At 59.1% G+C, this 14,257-nt stretch carries 11 protein-coding genes; 7 read left to right on the forward strand and 4 right to left on the reverse strand.

Annotated elements, in window-relative coordinates; all coding sequences use genetic code 11:
- Positions 1-100 precede the first annotated feature (100 nt).
- Complete coding sequence (dhaR, locus tag BJF97_RS25370) at positions 101-2,014, reverse strand: dihydroxyacetone kinase operon transcriptional regulator DhaR (RefSeq protein WP_032692891.1); 1,914 nt, start codon at positions 2,012-2,014, stop codon at positions 101-103.
- A gap of 104 nt (positions 2,015-2,118) precedes the next feature.
- Entirely contained in the window at positions 2,119-3,216 is a 1,098-nt protein-coding gene (locus BJF97_RS25375; protein ID WP_009651847.1) for a glycerol dehydrogenase, read from the reverse strand.
- Between the two features lie 596 nt (positions 3,217-3,812).
- Here BJF97_RS25375 and dhaK point away from each other — a divergent pair.
- The 4 genes from dhaK (at position 3,813) to BJF97_RS25400 (ending at position 8,673) form a co-directional block, all read left to right on the forward strand.
- A complete protein-coding gene (dhaK, locus tag BJF97_RS25385) occupies positions 3,813-4,883 on the forward strand; it encodes a dihydroxyacetone kinase subunit DhaK (protein ID WP_009651831.1) in 1,071 nt (356 codons plus the stop codon).
- Positions 4,884-4,894: 11 nt separating this feature from the next.
- A complete protein-coding gene (gene dhaL / locus BJF97_RS25390; RefSeq protein ID WP_014226902.1) occupies positions 4,895-5,527 on the forward strand; it encodes a dihydroxyacetone kinase subunit DhaL in 633 nt (210 codons plus the stop codon).
- Positions 5,528-5,537: 10 nt separating this feature from the next.
- On the forward strand, positions 5,538-6,956 hold the full coding sequence (gene dhaM / locus BJF97_RS25395) for a dihydroxyacetone kinase phosphoryl donor subunit DhaM (RefSeq protein ID WP_014839590.1): 1,419 nt from the start codon (positions 5,538-5,540) through the stop codon (positions 6,954-6,956).
- 67 nt (positions 6,957-7,023) lie between these two features.
- The gene (locus BJF97_RS25400; protein WP_014839591.1) at positions 7,024-8,673 is read left to right on the forward strand and encodes a glycerone kinase; all 1,650 of its coding nucleotides are present in this window, start codon (positions 7,024-7,026) and stop codon (positions 8,671-8,673) included.
- A gap of 583 nt (positions 8,674-9,256) precedes the next feature.
- On the opposite strand, the gene BJF97_RS25405 is transcribed toward BJF97_RS25400, so the two are convergent.
- Positions 9,257-10,030, reverse strand: coding sequence for a siderophore-interacting protein (locus BJF97_RS25405; protein WP_032692893.1), 774 nt, complete (start codon positions 10,028-10,030; stop codon positions 9,257-9,259).
- Between the two features lie 238 nt (positions 10,031-10,268).
- Between BJF97_RS25405 and BJF97_RS25410 the strand changes: the two genes are divergently transcribed.
- Positions 10,269-10,823 (forward strand): PadR family transcriptional regulator, encoded by a 555-nt coding sequence (locus tag BJF97_RS25410; RefSeq protein ID WP_004854392.1) that lies wholly within the window; start codon positions 10,269-10,271, stop codon positions 10,821-10,823.
- A 240-nt stretch (positions 10,824-11,063) separates the two neighbouring features.
- The gene (ygjG, locus tag BJF97_RS25415) at positions 11,064-12,443 is read left to right on the forward strand and encodes a putrescine aminotransferase (RefSeq protein ID WP_004854393.1); all 1,380 of its coding nucleotides are present in this window, start codon (positions 11,064-11,066) and stop codon (positions 12,441-12,443) included.
- Positions 12,444-12,480: 37 nt separating this feature from the next.
- Here ygjG and BJF97_RS25420 read toward each other — a convergent pair whose 3' ends face one another.
- Positions 12,481-12,813, reverse strand: a complete 333-nt coding sequence (locus tag BJF97_RS25420) for a tRNA-binding protein (protein ID WP_014226909.1) — start codon at positions 12,811-12,813, stop codon at positions 12,481-12,483.
- 219 nt (positions 12,814-13,032) lie between these two features.
- On the opposite strand from BJF97_RS25420, the gene ebgR reads away from it, so the two are divergent.
- Positions 13,033-14,016, forward strand: a complete 984-nt coding sequence (gene ebgR, locus BJF97_RS25425) for a transcriptional regulator EbgR (protein ID WP_014226910.1) — start codon at positions 13,033-13,035, stop codon at positions 14,014-14,016.
- Positions 14,017-14,257 lie beyond the last annotated feature (241 nt).

The following is a 14,257-nucleotide window of genomic DNA, read 5'->3' on the forward strand; positions in this document are numbered from 1 at the left end:
GATATCAAAGAGATCGTTGCCTTTCTTTGATTCAGACCGCAGCTAAACGCTTGCGTGGTGCTTTTCTGCTCGACTATTTCGTACCATTCCTCACAGGAAACTACTCCATACGTCCGCGCTTAAACTGGCCGGCATCGATATCGTACTGTTTCATTTTTCGCCACAGCGTGGTGCGGCCAATATTCAGCAGCTGCGCCATCTCCTGCACCCGCCCGCTGGTCACCCGGGCGGCATGGATAATCGCTTCTTTCTCAATGGCGCTAAAGGTCAGGCTGGCGGGCAGCAGCGAGGAACCCGCGTCGGCGCCGGGCCGCTCGGCAAACAGATATTCCGGCAAATTACTCAGCCGGATATGGCCGTTATCGCTGCTAATGGCGATATTTTCAATCACGCTGTTCAGCTCAAAATCGTTACCCGGCCAGGAGTAGGCCACCAGCTGCGCCAGCGCATCTTCATCCATCTTCAGCCGCGAGGAAAAGCGCTTTTCCAGGCTCTTAAGGCGATTGTGCACCAGCGAAGGAATACTGTTACGCCGCGCGCGCAGCGGTGGGATAACGATTTCAAAGGAGTGCAGCGCGTAGTAAAGCTGGCGGCTAAAGCGGTTTTGCTCCACCAGATTGGCAAGATCGACGGTGGTGGTGGCGATCACTTTAACGTCTACCGGAATCAAGCGGCGGGCATCCAGACGGGTTAAAACCCCCTGCTTGATCACCTGCAGCAGCGCGGACTGCAGCTCCGGCGCCAGGTATTCGATTTTTTCCAGAAACAGCGTCCCGCCGTTGGCCAGCTCAAGACGGCTAAGGCGGCCGTTTTCATCGTCCGTCGGCGCGCTGCCCATAAAATCCTGGCCCAGGACGCTGTCGGCATACAGCTGACAGTTGACCGCGATATACGGCCCGCCGCCCCGCTCGCTCTCATTGTGAATCGCCTGGCTGAGCAACTCCTTACCCACCCCCTCTTCACCGCACAGCAGCACCGGGAAAGCGCCGCGCGCCGCCTGGCGGCCAAAGTGAATCAGCCGCCGGGTTTCCGGGTCGTCCGCCGACATCTGTTCAAAGGTATGGCTCACTTTGCCAAGCTGGCTGGTCATCAGCTGGCGCATCTGCTCGACCGGATGCAGCAGCAGAATGAAACTGTTGCCCTGCTCTTCAACGATTGGCTTGAGCGTAATCACGGCGTCGACAAACTGATGCTGGCTTTCGAAGGTGACCTCCACATGGTTCAGCCCGCGCGCGTGCTTAATGGCCCGACGCAGCAGGGCCGGCAGCGTCACCAGCTCATTAATATTTTTCCCCTGGCTGGCCTGGGCATCAAGATGAAGCAGCGTCGCGGCCTGCACGTTAAGAAACTGCAAAATCCCCTGCTCGTTCCACGCCATCACCCCGTCATCCATGCTCTCCAGCAGACCGTACATCTGGTTAAGATGGCGATTCGACTCGGCCAGCAGGCTATCAGTGAGCAGCGAGTTGCCGACTTCCCGGGCGATAGCCAGGGTCAGGGAGAGGTCAGGCGAAGCCTGTTCTTCCGTCAGGCAGCACAGGGAAATGGAACCGAACAGACGCCCGTGGTTATCAAACACCGGCGTGGAGCTAAACGACCATCCGTGCAGCGCATGTTTAAAATGCTCCTCGCCCGTCGTTTTGACTGGCTGCCCGAGCATGGAGGCCAGCGAAAGCGCGCAGCTGCCGATAATGCTTTCCGCGCAGTAGCTGCCGTCACGAAATCCCAGCGCCGCCAGCTGGTCGAGGGTCTGCGGATCGCCGCAGCGGCTAAGAATACAGGCGGACTCATCGAGGATGAACAGCGCGCAGGGGCGGTTATCCATAAACTCCCAGGCATCCTCCAGCGCCGCCTGACCAATCGTCAACAGCGCGGTCTTGCGCCGACAAATCGATTCAAACGTCAGCCCCTGCGCCTGATGCGGCGTCTGCCAGGTTTCCCGCTGCATAAACTTGCTGCAGCGATGCCACGACTGGGTTATCACCAAAGGAAAGCTCTGAGTCTGCGCAGTCATATCCCTATCCGCTGTTTCATAAACGACAACCCCTCCGGCGGCTACCGCCAGAGGGGGAGAAAACGTCTCATCGCTTAAATGAGACGGGGCAGGTCGACGCTAAATTAGCGCGCCAGCCACTGCTGTCCGAGCAGGTCGGCGGTCAGAATCGCCGCATGCACGCTCTGCGCGCTGACCGGGAACGGCATGTTATGAATGGTTTCACCTTCCGCGCAGGTCGCTTTGGCGACTGCCTGAATTTTCTCATCGATGCCCTCTTTAACACCCATTTGCGCCAGCGTAACCGGCAGCCCGACGGTATGGCAGAAGTTCAGCACCGTTTCGATCTCTTCCATCGGGCTATTTTGCAGCACCAGCTGCGCCAGAGTACCAAACGCCACTTTCTCGCCATGGTACAGATGGTGGCACTCTTCGAGGATGGTGAAACCGTTGTGAATGGCGTGCGCGGCGGCCAGACCGCTACTTTCAAAGCCGATACCGCTGAGGTAGGTATTCGCTTCAACGATACGTTCCAGCGCATCGGTCACCACGCCGGCCTGGGCGGCGAGGCGGGCTTTTTCGCCTTCCGCCAGCAGCGTATCATAGCACAGGCGCGCCAGGCTCAGCGCCGCTGCCGTCGACTGACCGCCCGCCATGCTGGTGGCTCTGGCATCATAGCAGGCCCTGGCTTCAAACCAGGTTGAAAGCGCATCCCCCATCCCGGCTACCAGCAGGCGCACCGGCGCTTTAGCGATAATCGCCGTATCCATCACCACCATGTCCGGGTTTTTCGGGTAGATCAGATACTCTTCAAACTCGCCGGCTTCGGTGTAGATAACCGACAGCGCGCTGGTTGGCGCATCGGTGGAGGCGATCGTCGGGATCACCACCACTGGTAGCTTCTGGTAGTAGCCAATGGCTTTCGCCGTATCGAGCGTCTTGCCGCCGCCGATGCCCACCACGCCGCGGCAGCCGTGCTGTTTCAGAATGGCGATCAGGCGATTGATCTCAACGTGGCTGCATTCGCCGTTGAAGCGCTCCGCATGGCAGCTGATGTTGTGGCTGTGCAAACCTTCCAGCACTTTCTCTCCCGCCAGCTTCATCACGAAGTCATCGGCAATCACGAAAAAGCTGTCCGCCAGGTTTTTGGCGTATTGCCCAAACAGCGTGGATGCATCTGGTCCCTGGAGATATTTGGCTGGAGATTGAATAACTTTTAGCATTCCGTTCACCCTCAAATAAGTGCATGTTTTGACATGATGAGCCCCGGTGTTTCTCCGTCCGGCCTTACATCAAAGGCGGGGACGAAAGCGCTACCTGAGCGATGCCATCACTGTAGGGCGAGCCGCGGGCAAAAAAATCTTTCCCCTTTTTGTCCCGATATGAAACAGGACATAAATTTTATTGTTTCATATTGAAACATGAATTCATGTGAAACGATGGGATTGCGATCTCGATCCGCCCCTTTGGCGCAAAAGAAGGTCACCAGCCGGACGATCGTCGACGTTTTTCACCACCACGGGCGGCAAGAAAGGGCAAAATTATTTCTCCGAGCGGGCTTTCCACGCTGATGAAGCGAGGTGAAAGAGGCGCCTTACTTCGCATTTTTCCCTTTCCTTGCGCAAAAATGTTTCATTAAGGAACAAAAATTAATAATTACGTTTCGTAATGGAACTCATTTTATGGCGATTTTTTTTCCCGCCAACTCAGCCAGAATCAATACATCGCCCGATATCGCATATCGTCAGGCGGTACCCCTACACGATGACCGCCTCCGTCAGCAGAGAGGCCGCATCGAAACTCCGACGGAGCATAAACAATGAAAAAACTGATTAACCGTGTCGAAGATGTCCTGAGTGAACAACTGGCTGGCCTGGCAAAAGCCCACCCTGAACTGACGCTGCACCAGGATCCGGTCTACGTCACCCGCGCCGATGCGCCGGTGGCCGGGAAAGTGGCGCTGCTCTCCGGCGGCGGCAGCGGCCACGAGCCGATGCACTGCGGCTATATTGGCCAGGGCATGCTTTCCGGGGCCTGCCCGGGAGAAATTTTCACCTCCCCGACGCCGGATAAAATGTTTGAGTGCGCCATGACCATCGACGGCGGCGAAGGCGTGCTGCTGATTATCAAAAACTACACCGGCGATATTCTTAACTTCGAAACCGCCACCGAGCTGCTGCACGAAAGCGGCGTCAAGGTTACCACCGTGGTAGTCGATGACGACGTGGCGGTGAAGGACAGCCTCTATACCGCCGGGCGGCGCGGCGTGGCGAATACCGTGCTGATTGAAAAACTGGTGGGCGCGGCCGCCGAACGCGGCGACTCGCTGGAAGCCTGCGCCGAACTGGGGCGCAAGCTCAACAACCTCGGCCACTCTATCGGCATCGCGCTCGGCGCCTGCACCGTTCCGGCCGCCGGGCAACCCTCATTCGAACTGCAGGACGATGAGATGGAGTTCGGCGTCGGCATTCACGGCGAACCGGGCATCGACCGCCGCCGCTTCACCTCTCTCGATCGCACCGTTGACGAAATGTTCGATACCCTGCTGGAAAACGGCGCCTATAGCCGCACGCTGCGCCACTGGGACAACGTGAAAGGCGCGTGGCAGGAGGTCACGCAGACCAAGCAGGCGCTGCAAAAAGGCGATCGGGTTATCGCGCTGGTCAACAACCTCGGCGCCACGCCGCTGTCCGAACTCTACGGCGTCTATAACCGTCTGACGCAGCGCTGCGAGGAGGCCGGTATCGTTATCGCGCGCAACCTTATCGGCAGCTACTGTACCTCTCTGGATATGGTGGGCTTTTCCATCACCCTGCTAAAGGCCGATGAAGAGACGCTGGCATTATGGGACGCCCCGGTCCACACCCCGGCGCTGAACTGGGGCAAATAAGGAGCAACGACATGTCATTAAGCAGAACGCAAATCGTAGACTGGCTCTATCGCTGCGGCGATATCTTCACCAAAGAGAGCGATTTTTTGACCGGTCTGGACCGGGAAATCGGCGATGCCGACCACGGCCTGAATATGCATCGTGGTTTTAGCAAGGTGGTAGAAAAGCTGCCGTCGATTGCCGATAAAGACATTGGTTTTATTCTTAAAAATACCGGTATGACGCTGCTCTCCAACGTCGGCGGGGCCAGCGGCCCGCTGTTCGGCACCTTCTTTATTCGCGCCGCTCAGGTGACCCAGGCCCACCAGAGCCTGACCCTGGAGGAGCTCTATCAGACCTTTCGCGAAGGCGCGGAAGGGGTGGTGAATCGCGGCAAAGCCGAGCCTGGCGATAAAACCATGTGCGACGTCTGGCTGCCGGTGGTGGAATCGTTGCGCCAGTCCAGCGAACAGCACCTGTCGATACCAGGCGCCCTTGATGCTGCCTGCGAACAGGCGCAAGCCGCCGTCCACGCCACAATCGCCATGCAGGCTCGCAAAGGGCGGGCCAGCTACCTGGGCGAACGCAGCATCGGGCACCAGGATCCGGGCGCGACCTCGGTGATGTTGATGGTTCAGATGCTGGCCGCAGCGGCCAAAGAGTAAGGAAAACGCGATGGTAAACCTGGTTATTGTTTCTCATAGCGCCCGTCTGGGCGAAGGTGTCGGAGAACTGGCCCGGCAGATGTTAATGAACGATGGCTGTAAGCTGGCGATCGCCGCCGGAATTGACGATCCCGCCAGTCCGATCGGCACCGATCCCATTAAGGTTATGGAAGCTATCGAGTCCGTCGCCGACGCCGATCATATCCTGGTGATGATGGATATCGGCAGCGCCCTGCTGAGCGCCGAAACCGCGCTGGATCTCCTCGATCCGGCCATTGCGGCTAAGGTTCGCCTGTGCGCGGCGCCGCTGGTAGAAGGGACTCTGGCGGCGACGGTGAGCGCCGCCGCCGGAGCCGGCATCGACAAGGTGATCGAAGACGCCATGAACGCGCTGGAGGCAAAACGCGTACAGCTGGGGTTACCATCGCAACCGCAACACGCTTCGCTGACCGCCGCGCCGGTCGACGACCGCGACGCGCGCTCGGTTTCCGTGGTGATTCAAAACCACAACGGACTGCACGTTCGCCCGGCGTCAAAGCTGGTCGCCGCGCTGGCGGGATTCAATGCCGACCTGGTGCTGGAGAAAGGGGGTAAATGCGTCACGCCGGACAGCCTCAACCAAATCGCCCTGCTTCAGGTGCGCCGAAACGATACCTTAAGGCTGCTTGCCCGCGGCCCGGACGCCGACGCCGCGCTGGCGGCGTTCCAGACACTGGCGGCGGAGAACTTCGGCGAGCCAACGGAGGCGGCGCCCGCGCGTCGGCCCGCCAGCGCCGACCGCGTTGAGGGTAAGGTCGTGCTTTATCCCCAGCCGCGGGATAGGATCTCGCGGGAAACGAGCGCCGCCATCGGCCAGCAGCAGCTGCGGCTGAAACGGGCCATCGACCGGACGCTGGAAGACCTTAGCGCGCTGACGACTCTGGCAGAGGCGACGTTTTCCGCCGACATCGCGGCGATCTTCTCCGGGCATCATACCCTGCTCGATGACCCTGATTTATACGCAGCGGCGTGCGACATCATACGCGACGAGCAGTGCAGCGCGGCGTGGGCCTGGCAACAGGTGCTGAGCGATTTAAGCCAACAATATCGCCATCTCGACGATGCTTACCTGCAGGCGCGCTATATTGATATTGAAGATATTTTGCACCGCACGCTGCGTCACCTTAACGAGCGCGATGAAGCGCTGCCGCAGTTTAGCGCGCCTTCGATCCTCGTTGCCGACGATATCTTCCCTTCTACCGTCCTGCAGCTTAACGCAGAGCAGGTGAAGGGGATCTGCCTGCAGGCCGGCAGCGAGCTCTCTCACGGCGCCATTATCGCCCGCCAGGCGGGTATTGCGATGCTGTGCCAGCAGAGCGATGCCCTGACGCTGCAAGATGGCGAGAACGTCATCCTTGATATTCCCGGCAAACGCGTGATTCGCGGCTAACCTGCCCTAACCTTTCCGCCCCGGAGGCTGTCCCCTCCGGGAACTCGCTTAACTTTCAGGATCCGTTATGTCTCAATTCTTTTTTAATCAGCGCGCCAACCTCGTCAACGAAGTGATTGAAGGGACCATTATCGCCAGCCCGTGGAACAACCTGGCGCGGCTGGAGAGCGATCCCGCCATTCGCGTGGTGGTGCGTCGCGATCTCGACAAAAACAACGTGGCGGTAATCTCCGGCGGCGGTTCCGGTCACGAACCGGCCCACGCGGGCTTTGTCGGTAAAGGCATGCTGACCGCCGCCGTCTGCGGCGATCTGTTTGCCTCGCCGAGCGTCGATGCGGTGCTGACCGCCATCCAGGCCGTGACCGGCGATGCCGGATGCCTGCTGATCGTCAAGAACTACACCGGCGATCGTCTGAACTTCGGCCTCGCCGCGGAGAAAGCGCGCCGTATGGGCTATAACGTCGAGATGCTGATCGTTGGCGATGATATTTCACTGCCGGATAACAAACATCCGCGCGGCATTGCCGGGACGATTCTGGTGCATAAAGTGGCCGGCTACTTCGCCGAACGCGGCCACAATCTGGCAACCGTGCTGCGCGAAGCGCAGTATGCCGCCAGACACACCTTCAGCCTCGGCCTGGCCCTTTCCAGTTGTCATCTGCCGCAGGATGCGGAAACGACTCCGCGCCATCATCCGGACCAGGCCGAGCTGGGGATGGGGATCCACGGCGAACCGGGCGCTTCGGTTATCGCCACGCAGAACAGCGCGGAAATCGTTACGCTGATGGTAGAGAAGCTCAGCGCCGCCCTGCCGGAAACCGGCCGCCTGGCGGTGATGATCAATAATCTCGGCGGCGTGTCGATTGCCGAAATGGCGATTTTGACCCGCGAGCTGGCCAATACTGCGCTGCATCAGCGTATCGACTGGCTGATAGGTCCGGCGTCGCTGGTCACCGCGCTGGATATGAAAGGCTTCTCCCTCACCGCCATCGTGCTGGAAGAGAGCATTGAGAAGGCGCTGCTTTCCGCGGTAGAAACCGCCGGCTGGCAGACGCCGGTACAGCCGCGCGCGGTCAGCGTGATGCCATCATCGCTGCGCAGTACGCGGGTGGAGTTTGCGCCCTCGGAGAACAGCGAAGTTGCGGGCTACGTGGAACGGGTGACCGGCACGCTGTCCGGGCTGGAAGCAGACCTTAACGCGCTGGATGCGAAAGTCGGCGACGGCGATACCGGCTCCACCTTCGCCGCCGGCGCGCGCGACATCGCCGACTTACTTCAGCGTCGTCAGCTGCCGCTGGCTAACCTCGCCACGCTGTTTGCCCTGATTGGCGAGCGTCTGACGGTTGTGATGGGCGGCTCCAGCGGCGTGCTGATGTCGATTTTCTTTACCGCCGCTGGGCAGAAGCTGGAACAGGGGGCAAGCGTCGCCGAAGCATTAAACGCCGGTCTGGCGCAGATGAAGTTTTACGGCGGTGCGGATGAAGGCGACCGGACCATGATTGACGCCCTGCAGCCGGCGCTCACGGCGCTGCTGGCCGAACCGGATAACCTGCAGGCGGCTTTCGCCGCGGCCCAGGCGGGCGCGGATCGTACGCTTCACGCCAGCAAAGCGGGCGCCGGGCGCGCATCGTATCTGAACAGCGATAGCCTGCGCGGCAATATGGACCCCGGCGCCCACGCGGTGGCCATGGTATTTAAAGCGCTGGCGCAGAAATAGTCTCCCCTGCTCGCGCTGCGCTTAGCAGGGCTACAGGTCACCCTCGTCTGCGGGCTAGTCGCCCGGACAGATGCGCAGCATCGCCTCCGGGAAAATCAGCCACTCTGCGCGCTGCTCCCGGGGGCGGCGCTTAACGCGCCTTGCCCGGGCTGCGGGTTCGCGGCCGTCTGCAAGCCGGTAGCCCGGACAGATGCGCAGCATCGCCTCCGGGAAATTCTGCCGCTCTGGGCTCTGCTCCCGGGGGCGGCGCTTAACGCGCCTTGCCCGGGCTACGGGTTCACCACCGCCTGCGGGTCTGGTAGCCCGGACAGATGCGCAGCATCGCCTCCGGGAAAATCGGCCACTCTGCGCTCTGCTCCCGGGGGCGGCGCTTAACGCGCCTTGCCCGGGCTACGGGTTCCCCCTCGTCTGCGGACCGGTCGCCCGGACAGGTGCACTGCATCGCCTCCGGGAAATTCAGCCGCTCTGCGCGCTGCTCCCGGGGGCGGCGCTTAACGCGCCTTGCCCGGGCTGCGGGTTAACAGCCGTCTGCGGTCCGGTAGCCCGGGTAAGGCGCCAGCCGCAACCCGGGGTTTCTCCACGCTTATTTGCTGTGCCAGTAGGCCTGCGAACGCACCAGCTGCGGATCAATCTCCGGGCCTTCAAAGCGCGCCAGCAGCGATTTCACCACCGCGCCTTCCCCGGTCAGCCAGATAAAATAATCCTCAGCCGGCACCGCAATCCGCGTCAGGCGCTCGGCCACGGCAGAGGAGTGATGTCCCACCACCCACTCGATATGAAAACCATCGAGATCGGCCAGGTAATCTTGATAAGACTCATCGCCAATGGTGACGATCGCCGTGACCTGCGGGCGCGTCGGAAGCTGCTGCAATCCCAGCAGACGGCGGCGCAGCGCGGGCATGCCTGACTCATCGGTCACATACAGCTGCCAGGCGTAATCTTCCGGCACCACCAGCGAACCTCGCGGCCCGCCGATCACCAGCTTATCGCCCGTTTTCGCCGCCAGCGCCCAGCTGCTGGCAATACCGCCATCGTGAATAAAAAAGTCGTACGCCAGCTCATGACGCCCGGCGTCGTACAGCGGCGTATAGTCGCGGGTCGCCGGACGCACGCCATCGCCCCAGTTAATGCCTTCATCCGTCACCTCCGGCGGCGTGAACGCAGCGCCCGCGGCCGGGAAAAAGAGCTTGGTGTGGTCGTCAAAACCCTGGGAAACAAAGCCTTCCAGCGCCTCTCCGCCCAGCACGACACGCTGGAATGCGCTGCCGATACGCTCGACGCGCAATACGGTTAACTCACGGAAGCGCAGTTCATTACGTACGCGCTGCGGGTATTTGGGGTGTCTGGTCGTTGTCATCTTTCATCGCCTTCGTGAACGGAATAGATATATCTAAAAATCTTGCAAATGATAATGATTGCCATTAAAAAAGAATGCAAGCGTTTTTTGATATAGTCATAGAAAAACGCCACAAAAGCCAAAATCAAAAATTAAAACGTTAAATATCAATTAAATAAAAAATACATTCACTACTTTGTTGCTACTTTATTATTTTTAGATATAAATTAGATATATCAAATAATCACAGGAGCAAAACATGAGACACCATCACGAAGAAGGCCGTGGCCCACGCGGACGCCACGGGGAACATAGCGAACACGGCGAGCACGGTCGCAGAGGCGGCGGACGCCGGCAGCGCTTCTTTGGTCACGGCGAGCTGCGCCTGGTGATTCTGGACATCCTCACCCGCAATGCCAGCCACGGTTACGAACTGATTAAAGAGATCGAAACCCTGACCCAGGGCAACTACAGCCCGAGCCCCGGCGTCATCTACCCGACGCTCGATTTACTTCAGGATCAGGGATTAATCAGCGTGGCTGACGAAAACGGCCGCAAAAAAATCGCCATTACCGCCGAAGGCAGTCAGCTGCACGCGGAAAACCTGGAGCAGCTGGAGCATATTCAGACCAGGCTGCAGGCGCGCATGGTGGGTTGTGAACTCCGTAAAAATCCGCAGATGAAGCGCGCGCTGGAGAATTTTAAGGCGGTACTGGATTTAAGGGTTAACCAGCAGGAAATAACCGAAGCTCAGCTAAAGCAGATCGTCGGCGTCATTGACCGCGCGGCAATGGAAATCTCCCAGCTCGACTAGCCCTCTGCCCCATCGCCGGGCAGCCTGCACCGCCGCGAAGCACGCGGCGGGATCCCTTCTGCGCATGGTTTCACGCCTTCAGGAGTAAAACATGCCAATAATTTCGCGATAAGATTAAATTTTGCTCAACCGCAATTTCACGTTGCGTTTATCCCGATTTTCCTGGCCCGCGCCGAAGTGGCGTAATCCCTGCAATACTTAATTCAGTATCATGTGATACGCCCCGCCCAGGAGCATATTTTGAACAGGTTACCTTCCAGCGCATCGGCTCTGGCCTGCAGCGCACACGCACTGAATCTCATTGAGAAGCGAACGCTCGATCATGAGGAGATGAAATCACTTAACCAGGAGGTCAGGGAATACTTTAAAGAGCATGTGAACCCGGGGTTTTTAGCGTATCGAAAATCGGTCACTGCTGGCGGGGATTACGGAGCCGTAGAGTGGCAAGCGGGAGGGTTAAATACGCTTGTCGACACTCAGGGACAGGAGTTTATCGACTGCCTGGGTGGGTTTGGGATTTTTAATGTAGGGCACCGTAATCCAGTTGTCGTTTCCGCCGTCGAAAATCAGCTCGCTAAACAACCCCTTCATAGTCAGGAACTGCTGGACCCGCTGCGGGCCATGCTGGCTAAAACCCTGGCGGCCTTAACGCCGGGCAAACTGAAATACAGCTTCTTTAGCAACAGCGGTACCGAATCGGTCGAAGCGGCGTTAAAGCTGGCGAAGGCTTATCAGTCTCCGCGCGGCAAGTTTACCTTCGTCGCCACCAGCGGCGCGTTTCACGGTAAGTCGCTGGGCGCGCTTTCGGCCACCGCGAAATCGACTTTCCGTAAGCCTTTTATGCCGCTGCTGCCGGGATTCCGTCACGTGCCTTTTGGCGATATCAACGCGATGCGCACCCTGCTGAGCGAGTGCAAAAAGACCGGTGATGACGTCGCGGCGGTGATCCTTGAGCCTATTCAGGGCGAAGGCGGGGTGATTCTGCCGCCGCCGGGCTATCTGCCCGCGGTGCGCAAGCTGTGCGACGAGTTTGGCGCGCTGCTGATCCTCGATGAAGTGCAAACCGGCATGGGGCGCACCGGCAAGATGTTCGCCTGCGAGCATGAAAACGTCCAGCCGGACATTCTGTGCCTTGCCAAAGCGCTGGGCGGCGGCGTCATGCCGATTGGCGCAACGGTCGCCACCGAAGAGGTATTCTCGGTGCTGTTCGATAACCCGTTCCTGCATACCACCACGTTCGGCGGCAACCCGCTGGCCTGCGCGGCGGCGCTGGCGACCATCAATGTGCTGCTGACGCAAAACCTGCCCGCGCAGGCGGAGCAGAAAGGCGACATGCTGCTGGACGGCTTCCGCCAGCTGGCCCGCGAATATCCGGATCTGGTGAATGACGTGCGCGGCAAAGGTATGCTGATGGCCATTGAGTTTGTCGATAACGAAATCGGCTATGACTTTGCCAGCGAGATGTTCCGCCAGCGCGTACTGGTGGCCGGAACGCTCAACAACGCAAGGACGATCCGCATTGAACCGCCGCTGACGCTGACCCCTGAGCAGTGTGAACAGGTGCTAAAAGCGGCCCGCCTGGCGCTGGCGGCGCTGCGGGTTTCGGTGGAAGAGGCGTAGTGACCTGCCCTCTCCCTCACAGGGAGAGGGCATTGCGTTATACCACCCGCACGCCAGCAGGCATCGCCCTTTCCGGCGTAAGCAGTACGCTTTCGCTGCCATCGTCGGTTTCGGCGCAAAGCAGCATGCACTCCGAGGTTTCACCGCGCATTTTGGCTTTCGCCAGATTACACAGGACCACGACCGTTTTTCCCAGCAACTCTTCTTCGCTGTAGTACGGCACGAGGCTGGTTACCGTCTGCAGCGTGCGATCGCCAACATCAATCCGGGCAATATAGAGCTTGTCGGCATTCTCATGTCGTTTTATCGCCACAATTTTTCCCGTACGCATTTCCAGTCTGGCAAAATCAGCATAAAGCACCGTTTCCATCTTGCACCTCTCAAGTAAAATTTTAGTAAAAGATAACAAATGTCGGCGAGGTTTCCGCATAATAGTGCGAAGAATGTTAGATTCATCACTCTTTTGCGCGCTGGAAACGCTGCGGTGGGGATGAATAATACGGCGGAAATTTACTGAAAAGAGATGCAGCTGCCCGCGCTTGCTTTACAATGGTTTGCGTCGATGGGGCAACGTCAGATAAGGAAAACAATGGCCACACTAAAAGATATCGCGACCGAAGCAGGCGTTTCACTGGCGACGGTTTCCCGCGTTTTAAACGACGACCCCACTCTGAACGTGAAAGAAGAGACAAAACATCGCATTCTTGAGGTGGCGGAAAAGCTGGAATATAAAAGTACCAGCTCGCGTAAGGCTCAGGTTCACACCGTCGGCCACCACCATATTCTGGCCATCTACAGCTACCAGCAGGATCTGGAAATCAACGATCCTTACTATCTGGCGATCCGCCACGGCATCGAAACGCAATGCGAAAAGCTCGGTATCGAGTTGACCAACTGCTACTTTAACAACGCGCTACCCGAGCTGAAAAAAGTGACCGGCGTTCTGATTGTCGGCCAGCCTTCGCGGGCAATTCGCGACGCCGCCACGGCGTTAACCGACAACGTCTGCTTTATTGATTTCCATGAACCCGGCAGCGGCTATGACGCCGTCGACATCGATCTGGTGCGTATCGCCAAAGAAGTTATCGACTTTTTTATCGCCCAGGGCGCGCGGCGCATCGGCTTTATTGGTGGCCAGGATGAGCCGGGTAAAGCCGACATCCGCGAAGTGGCCTTCGTCGAATATGGCCGCCTGAAGGGAGTGGTTTCGGAAGAAGATATCTGGCGCGGCGGGTTTTCCAGTTCCTCCGGCTATGAGCTGGCAAAAACGATGCTGGCAAAGGCGGATTTCCCCACCGCGCTGTTCGTCGCATCAGACTCTATCGCCATCGGCGTGCTGCGCGCCATTCATGAACGCGGTCTCTCGATCCCGGAAGATATTTCGCTCATTAGCGTTAACGATATCCCCACCGCGCGTTTTACCTTTCCGCCGCTCTCCACGGTGCGCATTCATTCAGAAATGATGGGCAGCCAGGGCGTCAACCTGCTGGTTGAGAAAGCCCGCGATGGCCGCGCGCTGCCGCTAAACGTCTTTGTCCCCAGCGTGCTGAAGCTGCGCGGCACCACCCGCTAATCCCGTTTCTGGCGCTAAATCCTCTGCGCCCGGCCCCCGGGGGCGGCGCTTATCGCGCCTTGCCCGGGCTACGGGTTCACCGCCGTCTGCCAAACGGTAGCCCGGACAGATGCGCCAGCATCGCCTCCGGGAAATTCCCCCTCTCTGCGCTCTGCCCCCGGGGGCGGCGCTTATCGCGCCTTGCCCGGGCTACGGGTTCACCGCCGCCTGCCAAACGGTAGCCCGGACAGATGCGCAGCAT

Origin of the sequence: Klebsiella sp. LTGPAF-6F (genome assembly GCF_001753185.1) — a bacterium.
GTDB classification, from domain to species: Bacteria; Pseudomonadota; Gammaproteobacteria; order Enterobacterales; family Enterobacteriaceae; genus Klebsiella; species Klebsiella michiganensis.

Coding starts and splice junctions, on each gene's coding strand:
- dhaK (WP_009651831.1), top strand. CDS start 3,813: ATGAAAAAACTGATTAACCGTGTCGAAGATGTCCTGAGTGAACAACTG.
- dhaL (WP_014226902.1), top strand. CDS start 4,895: ATGTCATTAAGCAGAACGCAAATCGTAGACTGGCTCTATCGCTGCGGC.
- BJF97_RS25410 (WP_004854392.1), top strand. CDS start 10,269: ATGAGACACCATCACGAAGAAGGCCGTGGCCCACGCGGACGCCACGGG.
- dhaM (WP_014839590.1), top strand. CDS start 5,538: ATGGTAAACCTGGTTATTGTTTCTCATAGCGCCCGTCTGGGCGAAGGT.
- dhaR (WP_032692891.1), bottom strand. CDS start 2,014: ATGACTGCGCAGACTCAGAGCTTTCCTTTGGTGATAACCCAGTCGTGG.
- BJF97_RS25400 (WP_014839591.1), top strand. CDS start 7,024: ATGTCTCAATTCTTTTTTAATCAGCGCGCCAACCTCGTCAACGAAGTG.
- BJF97_RS25375 (WP_009651847.1), bottom strand. CDS start 3,216: ATGCTAAAAGTTATTCAATCTCCAGCCAAATATCTCCAGGGACCAGAT.
- BJF97_RS25420 (WP_014226909.1), bottom strand. CDS start 12,813: ATGGAAACGGTGCTTTATGCTGATTTTGCCAGACTGGAAATGCGTACG.
- ebgR (WP_014226910.1), top strand. CDS start 13,033: ATGGCCACACTAAAAGATATCGCGACCGAAGCAGGCGTTTCACTGGCG.
- BJF97_RS25405 (WP_032692893.1), bottom strand. CDS start 10,030: ATGACAACGACCAGACACCCCAAATACCCGCAGCGCGTACGTAATGAA.